This window comes from Nocardia colli (assembly GCF_008704205.1).
GTDB lineage: Bacteria > Actinomycetota > Actinomycetes > Mycobacteriales > Mycobacteriaceae > Nocardia > Nocardia colli.
In genome coordinates this window covers 321,368-338,535 of sequence record NZ_VXLC01000014.1, presented here as the reverse complement: position 1 = coordinate 338,535, position 17,168 = coordinate 321,368, and the positions used below count along the sequence as shown (strand labels likewise).

The 17,168-nt window shown below is 67.5% G+C and carries 19 protein-coding genes and 1 pseudogene; 10 read left to right on the top strand and 10 right to left on the bottom strand.

Annotated elements, in window-relative coordinates:
- Positions 1–61: 61 nt before the first annotated feature.
- From F3087_RS25995 to F3087_RS25975, 5 genes are all read right to left on the bottom strand, one after another.
- Entirely contained in the window at positions 62–544 is a 483-nt protein-coding gene (locus F3087_RS25995; RefSeq protein WP_150404641.1) for an FxsA family protein, read from the bottom strand.
- Positions 545–632: 88 nt separating this feature from the next.
- Positions 633–1,772 carry an FAD-dependent oxidoreductase gene (locus F3087_RS25990; RefSeq protein WP_150404640.1) on the bottom strand — a complete coding sequence of 380 codons (1,140 nt, stop codon included), beginning with the start codon at positions 1,770–1,772 and terminating at the stop codon, positions 633–635.
- A gap of 9 nt (positions 1,773–1,781) precedes the next feature.
- A complete protein-coding gene (locus F3087_RS25985; protein ID WP_150404639.1) occupies positions 1,782–2,474 on the bottom strand; it encodes a TetR/AcrR family transcriptional regulator in 693 nt (230 codons plus the stop codon).
- A gap of 150 nt (positions 2,475–2,624) precedes the next feature.
- Positions 2,625–3,284: a response regulator gene (locus tag F3087_RS25980; protein ID WP_150404638.1), complete on the bottom strand. Its 660-nt coding sequence runs from the start codon at positions 3,282–3,284 to the stop codon at positions 2,625–2,627.
- Between the two features lie 129 nt (positions 3,285–3,413).
- Positions 3,414–4,586 carry a sensor histidine kinase gene (locus F3087_RS25975; RefSeq protein WP_150404637.1) on the bottom strand — a complete coding sequence of 391 codons (1,173 nt, stop codon included), beginning with the start codon at positions 4,584–4,586 and terminating at the stop codon, positions 3,414–3,416.
- A gap of 165 nt (positions 4,587–4,751) precedes the next feature.
- On the opposite strand from F3087_RS25975, the gene F3087_RS25970 reads away from it, so the two are divergent.
- Entirely contained in the window at positions 4,752–5,519 is a 768-nt protein-coding gene (locus tag F3087_RS25970) for a TSUP family transporter (RefSeq protein ID WP_150404857.1), read from the top strand.
- On the opposite strand, the gene F3087_RS25965 is transcribed toward F3087_RS25970, so the two are convergent.
- The gene (locus tag F3087_RS25965) at positions 5,520–6,164 is read right to left on the bottom strand and encodes a TetR/AcrR family transcriptional regulator (protein ID WP_223885335.1); all 645 of its coding nucleotides are present in this window, start codon (positions 6,162–6,164) and stop codon (positions 5,520–5,522) included. It abuts the gene before it with no gap.
- A 197-nt stretch (positions 6,165–6,361) separates the two neighbouring features.
- On the opposite strand from F3087_RS25965, the gene F3087_RS25960 reads away from it, so the two are divergent.
- Together F3087_RS25960 and F3087_RS25955 are read left to right on the top strand one after the other, a co-directional pair.
- Positions 6,362–7,891 (top strand): TldD/PmbA family protein, encoded by a 1,530-nt coding sequence (locus tag F3087_RS25960; protein ID WP_150404636.1) that lies wholly within the window; start codon positions 6,362–6,364, stop codon positions 7,889–7,891.
- Complete coding sequence (locus F3087_RS25955) at positions 7,888–9,279, top strand: metallopeptidase TldD-related protein (protein ID WP_150404635.1); 1,392 nt, start codon at positions 7,888–7,890, stop codon at positions 9,277–9,279. The genes F3087_RS25960 and F3087_RS25955 overlap by 4 nt, the downstream gene beginning before the upstream one ends.
- A gap of 1 nt (position 9,280) precedes the next feature.
- On the opposite strand, the gene F3087_RS25950 is transcribed toward F3087_RS25955, so the two are convergent.
- Both F3087_RS25950 and map read right to left on the bottom strand, forming a co-directional pair.
- Positions 9,281–9,664 carry a PPOX class F420-dependent oxidoreductase gene (locus F3087_RS25950; protein ID WP_150404634.1) on the bottom strand — a complete coding sequence of 128 codons (384 nt, stop codon included), beginning with the start codon at positions 9,662–9,664 and terminating at the stop codon, positions 9,281–9,283.
- A 43-nt stretch (positions 9,665–9,707) separates the two neighbouring features.
- Entirely contained in the window at positions 9,708–10,475 is a 768-nt protein-coding gene (map, locus tag F3087_RS25945; protein WP_150404633.1) for a type I methionyl aminopeptidase, read from the bottom strand.
- Positions 10,476–10,686: 211 nt separating this feature from the next.
- Here map and F3087_RS25940 point away from each other — a divergent pair, with 211 nt between their 5' ends.
- On the top strand, positions 10,687–10,950 hold the full coding sequence (locus tag F3087_RS25940) for a helix-turn-helix domain-containing protein (protein ID WP_150404632.1): 264 nt from the start codon (positions 10,687–10,689) through the stop codon (positions 10,948–10,950).
- Positions 10,951–11,056: 106 nt separating this feature from the next.
- Here the strand turns inward: F3087_RS25940 and F3087_RS25935 are convergent, their stop codons facing one another.
- Both F3087_RS25935 and F3087_RS25930 read right to left on the bottom strand, forming a co-directional pair.
- Complete coding sequence (locus F3087_RS25935) at positions 11,057–11,449, bottom strand: PPOX class F420-dependent oxidoreductase (protein WP_150404631.1); 393 nt, start codon at positions 11,447–11,449, stop codon at positions 11,057–11,059.
- 105 nt (positions 11,450–11,554) lie between these two features.
- A complete protein-coding gene (locus F3087_RS25930) occupies positions 11,555–12,718 on the bottom strand; it encodes an epoxide hydrolase family protein (protein WP_150404630.1) in 1,164 nt (387 codons plus the stop codon).
- A 123-nt stretch (positions 12,719–12,841) separates the two neighbouring features.
- Between F3087_RS25930 and F3087_RS46070 the strand changes: the two are divergent.
- The 6 genes and pseudogenes from F3087_RS46070 to F3087_RS25905 form a co-directional block, all read left to right on the top strand.
- A pseudogene (locus F3087_RS46070) lies at positions 12,842–13,156 on the top strand (ArsR/SmtB family transcription factor); the annotation flags it as partial.
- A 3-nt stretch (positions 13,157–13,159) separates the two neighbouring features.
- Positions 13,160–13,642 carry an SRPBCC family protein gene (locus F3087_RS46065; protein WP_191094157.1) on the top strand — a complete coding sequence of 161 codons (483 nt, stop codon included), beginning with the start codon at positions 13,160–13,162 and terminating at the stop codon, positions 13,640–13,642.
- 22 nt (positions 13,643–13,664) lie between these two features.
- A complete protein-coding gene (chrA, locus tag F3087_RS25920) occupies positions 13,665–14,849 on the top strand; it encodes a chromate efflux transporter (protein ID WP_150404628.1) in 1,185 nt (394 codons plus the stop codon).
- Positions 14,850–14,967: 118 nt separating this feature from the next.
- Entirely contained in the window at positions 14,968–15,360 is a 393-nt protein-coding gene (locus F3087_RS25915) for a VOC family protein (protein WP_150404627.1), read from the top strand.
- Positions 15,361–15,400: 40 nt separating this feature from the next.
- Positions 15,401–16,339 (top strand): esterase/lipase family protein, encoded by a 939-nt coding sequence (locus F3087_RS25910; protein WP_150404626.1) that lies wholly within the window; start codon positions 15,401–15,403, stop codon positions 16,337–16,339.
- A gap of 81 nt (positions 16,340–16,420) precedes the next feature.
- Positions 16,421–17,095, top strand: a complete 675-nt coding sequence (locus tag F3087_RS25905; protein WP_150404625.1) for a cysteine hydrolase family protein — start codon at positions 16,421–16,423, stop codon at positions 17,093–17,095.
- Positions 17,096–17,168: the final 73 nt, after the last annotated feature.

The following is a 17,168-nucleotide window of genomic DNA, read 5'->3' as shown; positions in this document are numbered from 1 at the left end:
TGTTTCGCACGGAATCCCTAGCGCGCCCGCGCGCCTTTACTACCCGTTGGTAATAGCGAAACTATGGCTTGGTAATCGCGCGGCGAGCGTTGCCCTGGCCGTCGTCGTACCACTGCTGCACGACGACACCGTCGACGACTTCGCCACCGTCGATCACCACGCCGCGATACGGCATCGCCGCGGCCATCTTGCCGATCCGGCGCGCGGCGAACGCGGCCACCACCGGCCGCACCAGCATCCGCGTCGGCGGCAACAGCAGCAACAGGCCGAACAGCGAGGTGACCAAGCCGGGCACGAACATCAGGAACCCGCCCGCGGCGACCAGCGCGCCGTCGGCGACCGCGGTGCCCGGCGGGATCTCGCCGCGGCCGGCGCGGCGGAACTGCTCGAACACGCGCCGGCCCTGCGAACCGATCAGCAGCATGCCCGCGGCGGATCCGGCGATCAGCAGCAGGATGGCGGGAATCACACCGAGCCACTGGCCGACGGCGACCAGTGCGATGATCTCGGTGATCACGTACAGGACGAATACTAGGGCGGGCATGGCGATCCTTTCGGACGATCTACCCTGTGCAACGCCCGGCGGCGCGAATTTTCTCCCGAATCCGCCTGAGAGCCCGCTGAGATCCTGCTCAGGCCGCCGGTTCACCGTAGGAACTCATCTGGGCCAGCAGCTTGTCCAGCGCGTCCGGGCCGAACATCAGGTCCTGGTTGGCGGCGGATTCGGTGGCCAGTTCGGCGCTGCGGGGGAAGAGGGGTTCTTCGTAGGCACGCAGGGCCTGCTCGAGATCGGGATAGTTCACGAGCGCAGCGGCGAGTTCGGCGGCGTCGAGCATGGCGAGGTTGGCGCCTTCGCCCGCGAACGGTGACATGAGGTGGGCGGCGTCGCCGATCAGGGTCACGCCGCGGACGCGGTCCCAGCTGTGGCCGATCGGCAGGGCGTGGATCAGGCGCGGAACGAGTGGGCCCTCGGCGTCGGCGATCAGCGCGCGGAGTCGGTCGTCCCAGTCCTGGAAGTGTTGCAGGACTTGGGCTTTGGCCGCCGGTGTATCGGTGAAGTCGATGCTGTCCAGCCAGTCCGCCGGCGCGGCGAAGGCGACGTAGGTGTGCACGGAACCGTCGGTTTCCCGGTGGCCGAGCATGCCTTTGCGATCGGCGAGGGCGAACATCATTCCGCCGCCGGCCAATTCGGCCACGGCCGGGTTCCGGGTGGCGGCGTCGGGGAAGTCGCACTCGACGAAGGAGATGCCGGTGTAGGCCGGGGTGGCAGTGGACAGCAGCGGGCGGATCTTGGACCAGGCGCCGTCCGCGCCGATCAGCAGGTCGGTGGTGAAGGTGGTGCCGTCGGCGAGGGTGACTTCGTGCCGTCCGTCGCCCAGGGCACGCGCGTCGACTACCTTTGCGCCCCAGCGAATCGTATTGTCGGGCAACGAGTTCAGCAGCAAGCGACGCAGGTCGTTGCGGTCGATCTCGGGCCGGTCGCCGTCGCCGCCGTCTGCCTGCATGCGGACGTTGCCGTGCTTGTCGATGATGTGCATTTCCTCGCCGCCGACATGCACGAGCGCGCGGAATTCCTGGAACAGGCCCGCGGCACGCAGTGCGGCCTGACCCGATTCGACATGCATGTCGAGCATGCCGCCTTGGTTGCGGGCGTCCGGTGCGGCGTCGAGTTCGTAGACGGCCGTTGATATTCCGTGCACGTGCAGGATGCGGGCGAGCACGAGACCGCTGAGGCCGGCGCCGATCACGGCGATGGGATGGTGTTGCGACATGGCATTCCCCTAACGGGTGGGGCGCGGTGTGTGTACTGCGCCGTTGATGAGTAGATGGAAGCCCCAGGCGAGGCGGTCCGAGCCGGGGCCGGACAGCAGTTCGTCGCCCAAAGTGGCGATCCTGGGGTGGGTTTCGGCCGAGGCGGTGCGAATGGCGGCGACGAGTGCGTCGGTGTCGCGTTCGAGGTCGGTGCCGCGGTCCCGGGTGGCGTGTTCGGCGGCGTTCGCGGTGGCGTACTGCAACAGGACGTCGCAGAGCCAGGCCGCGCGGTCGTCGGGCAGGCCGCCCTGGTTCAGCAGCGCGAGGATCGCTTCGAGCAGGTTCAGGTAGCCGGGGCCGGACGGGCGGGCGACCAGCGCGGATTGCCCGAGGCCGGGGTTCTCGTAGAGCACCATCGTGTACGAGGTGAGCAACTGGACCAGCCGGCCCTGCCAGTCGCCCGGGGCGTCGACCGGAGCGAGATCGACGGCGGCGAGCATGTCGTCGAGGACCGCGGCGTGCAGTTCGGCGGTGTTGCGGACGTACACGTAGAGCGAGGCGGGTCCGGTATCCAACTCGGCCGCGAGGCGGCGCATGGTGACTCGCTCCAGACCTTCGGCCCGCATCAACCGAATGGCCGTCGCGATGATGCCGGGCCGGGTCAGCGCGGGTTTCGCCGGTCGTTCACGGCGGCTACGCGGTTTCTGTGGCTCTGTCGGCATGAGTTCACTATAACGAACATGTTCGTTACGAACATGTTCGTTGGGTCACAACGTGCAGAAACCCCTGTTCAGGGCGATTTATCGGCTGGCCAATCAACGAAAGAGGCCGCACCAAGCGGATGCGACCTCAGATCTGGCTCGAGCGGTAGCTCAGCCGCCGGGACGGACCAGCCCGGTCTCATACGCCAGCACCACGGCCTGAACCCGGTCGCGCAGACCGAGTTTCGTCAGCACCCGGCCCACATGTGTCTTCACCGTCGCCTCGGAAAGGTAGAGCTGCTCGGCGATTTCGGCATTCGAACGACCAGCGGCGATCTGCTCCAGCACTTCCCGTTCGCGCGCGGTGAGCACATCGAGCACCCCCGGATCACGCATCCGCGCCGGATCCTCGGCAATGAGACGATCCAGCAGCCGCTTGGTCACCTTCGGCGACACCACCGCATCCCCCGCCGCGACGCTGCGGATAGCGGAGATCAGATCCTCCGGCGGCGTGTCCTTCAACAGGAACCCGCTCGCACCGGCCCGCAACGCGCCGAGCGCGTGCTCGTCGAGATCGAACGTGGTCATCACCAGAACCCGGCAGCCGTGCCCGGCCTCGACGATCCGCATGGTCGCGGTGACCCCGTCCACCACGGGCATCCGCACGTCCATCAACACCACGTCCGGCCGCAACTCCGCCGCCCGGCTGACCGCGGCCGCCCCGTTCGCCGCCTCCCCGATCACCTCGATGTCCGGGTGCGCTCCGAGGACCATCTTCAGCCCCATACGCATGAGTTCCTGGTCATCCACAACGAGAACGGTGATCGGCACGCCCCTAATCTAACGTGCCCGCCCCCGCGCCTCACCCGGCCCGCCGCGCACCATTTCGCCAGCCGCGCACGAACCAGCCGACAATTTCGTACGCACCAGGCAAATACATGCGCTACACGCGCGGAGCGCCTACTCCGGGAGACCAGGCTCCAAGGGGATGGTGGCTTGGACGCGCCAGGCACCGTCGGGTGAACGGCCGGTTTCCAGGGTGCCGCCGAGGACCGCGATGCGTTCGCGCATGCCGACCAGGCCCATGCCGCCGCCCTTGATGCGGACGGCGGGTTCGTCGAGGGGGACGCCGCCGGTGTCGGTGATGTCGATGGTGACGTCGGTGTCGCGCCGACGGACCTGCACCCACGCCTTCGGGTGCGGTCCCGCGTGGCGCAGGGTGTTGGTGAGCGATTCCTGCACGATGCGGTGCACGCCGAGGCTGACCTCGGGGGCGATGTCGTCCAGTTCGCCGGTCAGTTCCAGTTCGACGGCCAGGCCGGTGCCGCGCATCATCTCGACCACCTTGGCCAGACCGGCGGTGCCGTGCTGCGGCAGTTGGTCGGCGGCGTGTTCGGTGCGCAGCAGCGCGACGGTCCGGCGCAGTTCGCGCAGCGCCTCGCGGCCGGTGCCGGCGATCGTGCCGAGCGCCTGTTCGGCGGCATCGGGGTCGCGGCGCAACGCGTAGCGCGCGCCGTCGGCCTGCACGATGATGACGCTGACCGCGTGCGCGACCACGTCGTGCAACTCACGCGCGATGCGGGTGCGTTCGGCGGAGACCGCGTCGTGCGCGCGCCGCTCCTTGTCGTAGTCGGCGACCGCGAGCCGGGCCGCGACCTCGGTGTCGTAAGCGTGTCGCGCGCCGATGAATTCGGCCAGCGTCCAGCACAGGGCGAAGAACATCGCGGTGAAGATGAGATCGCTGGGGCTGACCACGCCAGCCGCCGTCGACAGCCCACTGTCGGCCACCAGCCCCGCCCCGAACCACAGCCCCTCGCGCCGCCCGACATAGGCGACCAGCGTGTACAGCATGATGCCGAGGCTGAACAGCGTGATGTGCTCGACCTTCTCGTCGTCCACCACATACTGCACCGCGGTCACGGTGAACGACAGCAGCAGCGTGGCCACCGCCATCGCCCGCGGATACACCCGCCGGAACACGATCGGCAACGGAATGAAGATCCCGATCGCCGCCGCCGCAGCCTTGTTCTCCGCATTGGTCAGCCCGAGCACCTCGAGCACCAGCAAAACAAGCGCCAGCATCGAATCCGCAACGATGGGCTTCCCCCGAAGCCACAAACTGAACCGACGCATGTCGACCACCCTAAAGCGACCAGCGACAACACCCACGCAGCCGCACCACTTCTGAGTTCCCGCACCGAAATTTGCATGCGATTTTCGGTGCGGGAAATCAGAAGTGGTGCGGCGATACTGGACTGCTGTCTGGTATCGGACATCCAGTCTGGTTGGGTGGCCGGTGTGCAGATCGGTGATTGGGTGGTGTTGTTGACCGCGGCGACGGCCGCGGGCTGGGTGGACGCGGTGGTCGGGGGCGGCGGATTGATCATTCTGCCGACGCTGTTCCTGGTCGCGCCGACGATCGCGCCGCAGACCGCGCTCGGCACCAACAAGCTGGCCGCGGTCGCGGGCACCGGCGCCTCGGTGGTGACCTTCGCCCGGAAAGTGCCGCTGCGCTGGCGGGTCCTGCTGCCGGCGGCGGCGATCGCGGCGGTCACGGCCGGAATCGGCGCTGCGGCAGTGTCTTTGATCGATCGCGAGCTGTTCGTCCCGATCGTGATGGTGGTGCTGGTCTCGGTCGCGGTGTTCGTCACGCTGCGGCCGTCGATCGGCGTCACCCTGGCCACGCACCCGCCGACGCGGCGCAAGTTCATCCTCACCATCGCGCTGGCCGCGGGCCTGATCGGCCTCTACGACGGACTGCTCGGCCCGGGCACCGGCACCTTCCTGATCATCACCTTCGCCACTCTGCTCGGCACCGAGTTCGTCCGCGCGGCGGCGATGGCGAAGGTGATCAACTGCGGCTCCAATATCGGCGCGCTCATCTTCTTCGGCGCGACCGGCCACATCATCTGGGCGCTCGGCGCGGCCATGGCGGTCGGCAACATCGCCGGCGCGATCGTCGGCTCGCACATGGCATTGCGCAACGGCGCGAAGTTCGTGCGCGTCGTGTTGCTGGTGGTGGTCATCGGGATGGTGCTGCGGCTGGGCTGGCAGCAGTTCGGCTGATCAGCCGCGGGTCTCGACCTGCGAGGCCAGCCACGGCTTCAGCACCCGCGAGGTGGTCTCGTGGATGCGCCGGTGCAGCCGCTCCCCGTCCTCCGCGCCGTTGATCGGCTGCTGGAACAACACGGTCAGCGCGCCCGACACCGCGCCGACGACCGCACCGACCAGCGCCGCGGCGCCGACCTCGTCCAGCTCGTTCGGGAACGCGATGTGCAGCTGACGGGCGATCTCGCGCTGCGCGACCAGCTGCGCGTGCGCGGCCCGGCCACTCACCGACGGCACCGTGCGCGAAACCTGCGCGCGCAACGCGGCGATCCGCGCGTTCAGATCGTCGACGAGATGCTCACCGGGATTGTCGCCGGCCGCGCGCAACGCCCGGAGCAGCACCTCGACCGGCCGCTCCCCCGGTCGCCGGCTGCCGATCGCGGCCACCGCGGCCCGCACCCGCTCGTCGGTCTCCGGAAAAAGTAGCTCTTCCTTGCTGGCGAAGTAGTTGAAGAAGGTGCGAGTCCCCACATCGGCCACCGCGGCGATGTCGGCCACCGTGGTCTCTTCGTAGCCTCTCGTCTCGAAAAGCTCTACGGCTGCCTGGAGCAGGGCTCGGCGGGTACGTTCGCGTTTGCGGTCACGAAGGGCGGATGGCGGCACGGCGGGCACAGTACGGCATTTCGCGAGGCAGACGCGGTAGGCGGCGGTTTCGCGCGTGCCGTTCCCGGGGCCCGTCACGGGTCTTTCACCCTGTGCCGCTGGGCATTTCATGCGGGATTGCAGACGGTGCAAACTCGCACGGCGTGTAATGCGGGCGGGCGCAACCGCGCTCGACGGAACCGACTAGTTTGGACCGGGTGAGCATCGCGACTTCGAAGGATGTGGACGCCGAGTTCCTCGACCTCCCACTGGCCGCGCTCGCCGAAGCCGCGTTGACCGCGGCGCGGGCGGCGGGCGCCGAACATGCCGACCTGCGGGTGCATCGGCTGGTCACCCAGTCGATCCGGCTGCGCGACGGGCGGGTCGAGTCGATCAGCGACAACGTGGAGCTCGGCTTCGCGGTCCGGGTGATCGTCGACGGCACCTGGGGCTTCGCCTCGCACGCCGCGCTGACGCCGGAGACCGCGGTCGAGGTGGCGCGCAGCGCGGTGACGGTGGCGACGACCTTGCGCGCGCTCAACCGCGAGCGGGTACAACTCGCCGACGAGCCGATCTACGACAACGTGCGCTGGGTCTCGGCCTATGACCTGGACCCGTTCACCGTGTCGACCAGCGACAAGGTCGCCCTGCTCCAGGATTATTCGGGACGACTGGCCGGGTCCGACGGGGTGGATCACGTGACCGCGTCGGTGTTGCAGGTGAAGGAGCAGACCTTCTACGCCGACACCGCGGGTTCGTCGATCACCCAGCAGCGCGTCCGGCTGCACCCGATCCTCGAGGCGACCACGGTCGATTCCTCGGCAGGCGTGTTCGAGACCATGCGCACGCTGGCGCCGCCGGTCGGGCGCGGGTGGGAGTTCGTCACCGGCGCCGACGGAACCTGGGATTGGCAGGGCGAACTCGCGCAGATCCCCGAGTGGCTCGCCGAGAAGGTCAAGGCGCCCACCGTCACCCCCGGCCCGACCGACCTGGTGATCGATCCGACCAACCTGTGGTTGACCATCCACGAATCCATCGGCCACGCCACCGAGTACGACCGCGCCATCGGCTACGAATCCGCCTATGCCGGTACCTCGTTCGCGACTCCGGACAAGCTGGGGACGCTGAAGTACGGCACGCCGGTCATGCACGTCACGGGTGATCGCACCCAGGAGCACGGGCTGGCCAGCGTCGGCTACGACGACGAGGGCGTCGCCGGGCAGCGCTGGGACCTGGTGCGCGACGGCATTCTGGTCGGCTACCAGCTCGATCGGGTGTTCGCGCCGCGGCTCGGCCTCGATCGGTCCAACGGATGCTCCTACGCGGACTCCCCGCACCACGTGCCGATCCAGCGGATGGCGAACGTCTCGCTGCAACCCGATCCCGAAAACGACACCAGCACCGCGGAACTCATCGCGCGGGTGGACAACGGGATCTACATCGTCGGCGACAAGTCGTGGTCGATCGACATGCAGCGCTACAACTTCCAGTTCACCGGGCAGCGGTTCTTCCGGATTCGGGACGGGAAGCTGGACGGTCAGCTGCGCGACGTGGCGTATCAGGCGACGACCACCGACTTCTGGGGCGCGATGGAAGCCGTTGGCGGACCGTCGACTTGGCAGCTCGGCGGCGCGTTCAATTGCGGCAAGGCGCAACCCGGGCAGGTCGCGGCGGTCAGTCACGGGTGCCCGTCGGTGCTGGTACGCGGCATCAACATTCTCAACACGCGGACGGAGGCGGGCCAGTGACCGTGCAGACCGTTATTGCTGCGGGCGAGGTCGTCGAGCGGGCGCTCGCGCTGTCCCGGGCCGATGAGGCGATCGTGATCGTCACCGACGCGCACGACGCGTCGCTGCGGTGGGCCGGGAATTCGATGACCACCAACGGGTCGTCGGTGTCGCGGGACTGGGCCGTTGTCTCGATCTTCCGGGACGGGCCGAATTCGGCGCGGGTCGGAACCATCGGGTCCACCAGCGTCGATCCCACCGAGATCGAGGCGGTGGTGCGGCGCAGCGAGGAGGCGGCGCGCACCGCCGAACCCGCCAGGGACGCGATGCCGCTGCTGGAACCGGATGCGCCCGTTGACGATTGGGCGGCCGCGCCGGGGAGCACCGGGATCGAGGTGTTCACCGATCTCGCCAGCGGGCTGTCCACCGGATTCGACGGCAGTGATCGGCTCTACGGGTTCGCGCATCACACCGTGCACACCACCTGGCTCGGTACCTCCACGGGACTGCGGCGTCGGTTCGTGCAGCCCACCGGTTCGGTGGAGATCAACGGAAAGCGCGGCGCGGGAAGCGATCTCGCCAGCGCGTGGGTCGGCGTAGGCACCAGCGACTTCGCCGATGTCGACGTGCCCGGGCTGCTCACCGAACTGTCCCGGCGTCTGGACTGGGCGAAGCGAAAGGTCGAGCTGCCCGCAGGCCGGTACGAAACCCTCATGCCGCCTTCGACCGTCGCCGATCTCATGATCTACCTGCACTGGGAGATGGAGGGGCGCGGCGCGCACGAAGGGCACACCGCGTTCTCCCGGGCCGGCGGCACTCGAATCGGCGAGCGGCTCACCGACATTCCGCTGACGCTGTACTCCGACCCGACCGCGGCCGGGCTCGAGTACCGTCCGTTCGTCGCGACATCCGCGTCGTCGCAAGCGATGTCGGTGTTCGACAACGGACTGTCCGCCGAGCGCGTCGACTGGGTACGCGATGGCGTCATCGAGTCGCTCGTCTACCCTCGCGCCACCGCCGCCGAATTCGGTGCCACCGCAACGGTTCCCGGCGGCAACCTGCTGCTCGCCGGCGGCTCCGACGCCACCCTCGACGACATGATCGCCCGCACCGAACGCGGCTTACTCCTCACCACGCTCTGGTACATCCGCGAGGTCGACCCCGCCAGTCTGCTGCTCACCGGCCTCACCCGCGACGGCGTCTACCTCATCGAAAACGGTGAAGTCACCGGCGCGGTCAACAACTTCCGCTTCAACGAGAGCCCCCTGGACCTGCTCCGCCGAGTCACCGAAGCAGGCGCCACCCAGACCACCCTCCCCCGCGAGTGGAAAGACTGGTTCACCCGAACCGCTATGCCGCCCTTGCGCATCCCCGATTTCCACATGTCCTCGGTGAGCCAGGCGACCTAGGTCAAGCGGCGAGGGTGATCTCGATGGCGATGGTGCCCTTTTTACCGCGGCGGAGGTTGCTGCCGAGGATCGTGATGGGGCCCATGAGCCAGTATTTGCGCATGAGGAGTTTGCGGACGCGGTCGGTGCCGGCCTGGTCGAGGATCTGGCCGGTGCCGGCGACGACTTCGCCGCGGGTTTTGCCGGTGACGTTGCAGGGTTGCACGGTGACGTCGGGGTTGCGGCGCAGGCGCTTGACCTTCCAGCTGTCGGTGACGGTCCACACGTAGAGCTTGTCGGCGTTCGCGACGGCCCAGACCGGGGTGCCGACGGGGGTGCCGTCTTTCCGGAAGGTGGTCAGCAGAACGTAATCGGCCTTGCCGATTGCCCCCAGTGTGTTCGTCATGAGGTCAGCGTATCCGGGTGTCGGTTATTCGGACATTCGGAACTCATCCCACCTTGGTCAGTACCTGGGGGCCGTCGTCGGTGATGGCGACGGTGTGTTCGGAGTGGGCGGTGCGGGAGCCGTCGGCGGAGCGCAGGGTCCAGCCGTCGGGGTCGGTGACGATGCGGTCGGTGGTGCGGGCGAACCAGGGTTCGATGGCGATGGCCAGGCCGGGGCGCAGGCGGTAACCGCGGCCCGGGCGGCCGTGGTTGGCGACGTGCGGGTCCTCGTGCATGGTGCGGCCCAGTCCGTGCCCGCCGAATTCCATGTTCACCGGGTAGCCGTAGTCGCGGGCGACGGCGGAGATCGCGGCGGAGATGTCGCCGATGTGGTTGCCGGGCACCGCGACCGCGATCGCGGCGGCGAGCGCTTCCTCGGTCGCGCGGATCAGGCGGAGGTCTTCTTCCGCAGCGGTGCCGACCACGATGGTGGTGGCCGCGTCGGCGACCCAGCCATCGATGCCGACGGCCAGGTCCATGGTCAGCACGTCACCGTCGCGCAGGGCGTAGTCGAACGGAAGGCCGTGCAGGACAGCGTCGTTGACCGAGAGGCAGACGGTGTTACGGAAGGGTCCGCGGCCGAAGGACGGCGAGTAGTCCCAGTAGCAGGATTGCGCGCCGCGTTGCTTGATCCGTTCGCGCACGTGCGCTTCCAGCTCCAGCAGGTTCACGCCGATGCGGGCGAGTTCGCGCAACTCCCCCAGCACCTCGCCCACGAACTGGCCCGTGATCCGCATTCGTTCGATCTCGGCCGGCGTCTTCAGTTCCACCATGTGACCACTCCCATCTCGGTATTAAAATACCAACGTAGCCGATTCGGTATTTTAATACCAACCCGGGCCATCCTGGCAGGTAGTTCAGCCCGCTCAACGGGTGCGGCGCGTTGAGATCGATTTCGAGCGCATAGATTGATGCGCATATCTACGTATGCCCATGTTTATCTGCTAGCTTGCGGTATTTAAATACCGCCAATACCCTGATCGCATGGTCCGTCTCCCGTTGACCCCGGCTCAGATCGACGCCGGCCGCCGCCTCGGCGCCGCCCTGCGTGCCGCCCGCGCCGACCGCGACCTCATCGAGGTCGCCCGCTCGGCAGGCATTTCTCCGGAGACCCTGCGCAAGATCGAGACCGGCCGCCTCCCCTCCCCCGCCTTCGGCACGGTCGTCGCCCTGAGCCTCACCCTCGACCTCCCCCTCCAAGACCTCGCCGACACCTGGCGCGCCGCCAGCCTCGCCGAATCCGCCTGAGCCGCAACCACTCTCGGGATCTGCACTGCCTCTAGGCTCCTGAAGCGAGTGCAGATCCCCGAGTGGGTGCAGGTTTTCGACGCGATGGACTCGTGGGAGTGGGTCGCTACTCGACGGAGTCCAGCTGTTGGGTAATGGCGAGGCCGATGGAGCCGTCGGCGCCGCGGAACAGCTTGTGCAGCTTGATGAGTGACGTTCCGATGATTCCGTACTTGCGCGAGACCAGGTCGCGCACTCGCTGCGTGCCGTCCGCGTCGAGCACCATCGCGGTGCCGGTGAACGCTTCGCCGGCCTTGGGACGACCACGGGCATCGGAGGATTGCAGCGTCACGTCGGAGTTGCGGCGGATGCGCTTGACCTTCCAGGTCGTCGGGTTGGTCCACACGACGATCCGGTCGCCGTCCGGCGCGACCCAGACCGGCGTGCCCACCGGTGTGCCGTCCTTCTTGTAGGTCGTCAGCAGCACGAATTTGCTCGCGCCCAGCTCATTCCATGTCATAGCGAGAACGGTAGGCCGCGGAATGCGGCCGGACATCCGTCCGTGGGCACAAATGCGGGCTACGCGCCGCGGCGTATTCGCGGCGCGTAGTGCGTCCTTCGTGACTCAACCTCGATGCGCGCGGAAGAACGTCCGGACATCCTCGAGGAACAGTCGCGGCGTCTCCAACGCGGCGAAGTGCCCACCCTCGGCGTACTCCGTGAAGTGCTCGATGGACCCGCCGGGGTTCATCACCCGGCGCATGAGCGGGCTCGTATTGAACACCGCCCACCCTTGCGGCACTCCGGAGGGCATGACCCAGTCCATACCCGAATGAGCTGTCTCCCAGAGGAACTGGGCGGCCGAGGCACCACTGCGGGTGAACCAGTAGATGCTGATATTGGTCAGCAGGACGTCGCGATCCACCGCTTCACCGCCCGTCCGCGCCGGATCGGTCCAGACCTGGAACTTCTCCGCGATCCACGCCAACTGCGCGATCGGCGAGTCGGTCAACGCGGCGGCGATCGCGTTGGGTTGCGTCGTCTGGAGCACCAGATAACCCTTCTGGTCCGACCACCGCACCTGCGCCTCCTTGATCGCCGCCAACTCCTCGTCGGTCAGCCCGTCCGGCATCGGCAACTGCTCCCCCACCAACCCGAGCGTGCCTCGATCACTGTTGACGTGCGTCGCGATCACCCGCTCCGGATACACCGCCGCCAACCGCCCGGTCACCCCCGCGCCGACATCCCCGCCCTGCGCCACGAACTTCTCGTACCCCAGCCGAGTCATCAACTCCGCGAACGCATCCGTCGTCCGCGCCAGCTCCCACCCGGTCGACGCCAACGGCGTGGAGAACCCGAACCCCGGCAGCGACGGAATCACCACATGGAACGCATCCGCCGAATCACCCCCGTACGCAACCGGATCCGTCAACGGCCCGATCAGCTCGAGAAACTCGACCACCGACCCCGGATACCCGTGCGTGATCAACAGCGGCACCGCCCCCACCTCCGCCGACCGCACATGAAAGAAATGAATTGCCTGCCCATCGCTTTCGGTCACGAACTGGTCATAGGCATTCAGCTTCGCCTCCTGCACCCGCCAGTCGAACCCGTCGCGCCAATACTCCGCCAACTCCGCGAGGTACCCGGGCGCAATGCCACGCCCCCAATCGTCTTCGGTCCCCGGCACCACGTGCGGCAGCCGAGCATGCGCCAATCGCGCACGCAGCTCATCGATCTCGGCCTGCGGGATGTCGATACGGAAGGGGCGGATCGCTGTGTTCGTCATGAGAAACACCCTCCAGGGCATTGCGGAAGATTTCCTTCCGCAATACAGAACCTCCTGCAAATTGCCCATTCCAGGCCCCGGAAGTCTTGACAACCTCATTCGGTAAGCGTTGGCTTACGGTTCGTAGATACTTACCGAGCAGGAGATGAATGGGGTGCGCTTGCTGATCGGATGCGGCGCACGATTTTGGAGCGCCTGGCGGAGAGGCCGCAGGCGTTTGGGGAGCTCGCTGGTGCGTTGCCGATCAGCCGGCCTGCGGTTTCGCAGCATTTGAAGGTGCTCAAGAACGCGGGGTTGGTTCTGGACCAGGCCGTCGGTACTCGGCGGATCTACTACCTGAATCCGGCGGGAATGGGCGCGTTGCGCGCTCAGCTCGACCGGTTCTGGGGACGCGCCCTCGAAACGTATCAACAGGCGGTCGAGCAACATTCAGGAGAAGTCATGACTCATATCCAAGCCGAACCGGTGCACCAGCAGGTCATGGTCAACGCGCCATTGGAGCGCGCGTTCGCGGTGTTCGTCGAACGGTTCGACGCGATCAAGCCGCGCGAGCACAACCTGCTCTCCTCCCCGATCGCCGAGACGGTGTTCGAGCCGCGCGTCGGCGGACACATCTACGACCGCGGCGAGGACGGCAGCGAGTGTCGCTGGGCCCGGGTGCTCGCCTACGACCCACCGAATCGACTGGTGTTCAGCTGGGATATCAACGCCCGCTGGGAGATCGAGACCGATCCGGACAAGACCAGCGAGGTGGAAGTCACGTTCACCGCCGAAGGCCCGGACCGCACCCGCGTCGACCTCGAACACCGCAACATCGAACGCCACGGCGAGGGATGGGAGGCGGTCCGCTCCGGCGTCGACAACGAGGCGGGCTGGCCGCTGTATCTTCAGCGCTACCTCGACGTCGCCGCCAAGGAGGCCTGATGGAATCAGCGGACGGGATCGGATGAACAGCACCGATCCCGATCGCCCGGTCGACGACCGGCCGCAACGCGTGGGGCTGGGCACGATCGCACGGGAGTGGACCCGGATCGGGTGCATCGGATTCGGCGGGCCACCCACCCATATCCTGCTCCTGCGCAGGCTGTGCGTGACCGAGCGGAAGTGGCTCAGCGCAACGGAATTCGAGGACGGCATCGCGGCGACGAATCTGCTGCCCGGTCCGGCGTCCACCCAGTTGGCGATCTTTTGCGCGTGGCGCCTGCGGGGCGTGTCCGGGGCGGTCGTCGGCGCGTTGTGCTTCATCGTTCCCGGGCTCGTGCTGATCCTCGGGTTGGCCACACTGTTCCTGTCCGGCACTCCGCCGCGGTGGGTGACCGGCGCGGCCGCCGGAGCGGGGGCTGCGGTCGCGGCGGTGGCCGCGCACGCCGCCATCGGGCTGATCCCGGCCAGCCGGGCCCGCGCCGACCGGCCCGGTCAACGGCTGCGATGGACCGCCTATCTCGTATTCGGCGGCGCCGCAACGATTGTGCTCGGTCCATGGCTGGTGCTGGTGCTGATCGGCTGCGGGGCGATCGAGGTCTGGGTCCGAACTCGTTTGCGGTCCGACCGCGCTCCGCAACTGCCGGCCCTGCTCACGTTCGCGCCGGTGAGCCTGACCGGCATGGGGGCGCTGGCGTGGGTGGCGGTGAAAGTCGGTGCGCTGTCCTACGGCGGCGGGTTTGTGATCATCCCACTCATGCAGGCCGACGCGGTGAATCACTATCACTGGATGACCAACGCCCAGTTCCTCAATGCGGTGGCGTTGGGGCAGATCACGCCGGGTCCGGTAGTGCAGACCGTCGCGGTCGTCGGCTACGCCGCAGGCGGAATCGCCGGCGGATTGCTGGCGGCCGTGCTCGCGTTCACGCCCTCGTTTCTTTTCGTGGTCGTCGGTGCGCCGCATTTTCAGCGGCTGCGATCCAGCGCAACGGTTCAGGCATTCTTCGACGGGGCGGGGCCGGCGGTGATCGGCGCAATCGGCGGGTCGACCGTTCTCTTGGCGGCGGCACTCACCCACATGTGGCAGTTCGGCGTGCTCACCCTCGCGGCAGGCTGGCTACTCGGCCTGCGCCGAGGCGTGGTCAGCACCCTGCTCGGTGCCGGAATCTTGGGCATGGGCGCCGCGCTGGCGAACCTGCCGATCGGGTAACCCCCCGCGCGATCCGCCCTTCTCGATCTGTTCGCCGAAACTCTGGGAAATCCATCACAGCTACTATATGGTAATCATTCTTACCAAATAGCTGAAGATTCTCTAGAGGAGCAGACCTATGCACTTCGGTGGAGTGACGCTGATGGTGGACGACGTGGATGTGACGGCGGCGTTCTATGAAAAGGCGTTCGGATTGGGGCCGGTGTTCGCGGATCCGGACGGCACGTTCGTGGTGCTCGGGCGGGGTGTGTGGACGCCGGGTCCCTCGGCGCCGAGCCTCACCATCGAACACTGGAGGAAGATCGAGGACTTCGCGGAACCAGGGCCCGCCAACGCTTTTCGGGTGTTCCTCGAAACGGCCGACGTCGACGACGCCTATCGGAACGCACTCGCGGCGGGCGCGCACAGCGCGCTGGCGCCGACGACCCGTCCATGGGGACAACGAGTCGCCGTGGTCCGCGACCCGAACGGCGTGATCGTCGAAATCGGCGCACCCGTCGAATACGCCTGAGCGCCAACGATCCCGAAATCGCTACCGAAGGAAGTAAGCAGTGCTGCGTCGAACAATGGTCGTCACCGCGGCGGTGGTCGCCACCCTCCCACTGGCCCTCGGCAACGCGTCCGCCGACCCACTACCGGTCCCATATTCGTTGGCCGCCATGGTTTCCGCGAGCGTGACCACCGCACCGCCCGGCGCACCACCGGGAGCGAACAATTGGAATTGCGTCCCGTCGGCCGCGCACCCGCGACCGGTCGTGCTGGTGCACGGCCTCAGCGGCAACGGCGAAAACAGTTGGCAGACCTTCGCTCCCCTGCTCGCGAACGAAGGCTATTGCGTCTTCGCGCTCACCTACGGCGTCTATCCGACCGACCGCGGAATCGCCGCGGGCATCGGCGGTCGCGCGCCGATCGACGAATCCAGTTCGGAATTGAAGCAATTCGCCGATCGAGTACGTGCCGCGACAAGTACCGAGCGAGTGGACCTGCTCAGCTGGTCCGAGGGAACGTTGGTCAGCGCCGGTTATCTCCAGTTCCGCGGCGGCGCCTCGGCCGTCGACCAGTCGATCAATCTGGCGCCGATCTGGAACGGCACGGCGATCACCGAACCGCTCGATTCCCCGCTGTCGATCCTGGGCGTACCCGGCGACGTCTACCAGGCACTCGATCCCACCTGCGCCGCCTGCGCGGACCTGCGCACCGGCTCCGACTTCATCAACCGGCTCCAGGCCAGCGACGTCTACGCACCGAATGTGCTCTACACCAACATCGTCACCACCACCGACATCCAGGTCCAGCCCTACACCAGCGGCATGCGCCCGGCCCCGAACGCGACAAATATTGTCCTGCAGGACATCTGCCCGGTGAACCGAGCCGGCCACCTCTCCGTCTCGGTCGACCCCACCGTCACCGCGCTCGCCCTGCACGCCCTCGACCCGGGCACACCGCGCCAAATCCCGTGCGCTCCTTCGCAAGCGCCGCCCGGCGTCTGATCGCCCCGTTTCCCGACCTCACCCACCGCGCAGTCCTTACCCTCGAAGAAAGGGCTCCCTCGACGCACGCGGAGGACACCGATGATCGAGACCGCGGTCCTCATGCTCGACCTCCAGAACACCTACATCGCCGACGACGGCGTCCGCGACGCACTCGGCTGGCCGCCGATCTGGCGCCTCGACGAGGTGGTCCGCGAATGTGCCGCGCTGGCCGCCCAGGCCCGGCGCAGCGACTTCCCCGTCATCTACTCCCGCATGGTCGCGGCTCAGACCGGCTTGGTCGGCACCGGACCACGCCCGCGCCGCCATCTACAGCAGCGCAGGCATCTGGTGCCGAAGCTGTCCGGCGAGCATCAGGCGTGGAAGGCCCAGATCATGGACGCCGTCGCACCCCAGCCGGGCGATCTGGTCCTGACCAAGACCCGGCACAGCTTCTTCGCCTACACCGAACTGGAGCCGCTACTGCGCAACCTCGGCGTGCACCGGCTGGTCGTCGCGGGCGTGCAAACCAATGTCTGCATCGAGGCGACCGTGCGCGCCGCCCTGGAACGCAACTTCGAGGTCGCGGTGCCGGACGACGCCGTTACCACCGACGGCCCCGCATTGCACTACGGCTCGCTGAACGCCATGCGCGTCCTCTACGTGGAAGTGGCCCCGTGGCGTGAATTACTCGCCCCGGACGCACCCTGGGACCGCGCGTACACCACTCGCGATTACGGACGCGACCCCGAATATTGGCGCGGGCCGGGCATTTAACTGTGTCCTGGAACACTGCGGGGGCCTCAGCTGATAGCTGAAGCCCCTGCCGTCGTGCCGACCGATGTCCGAG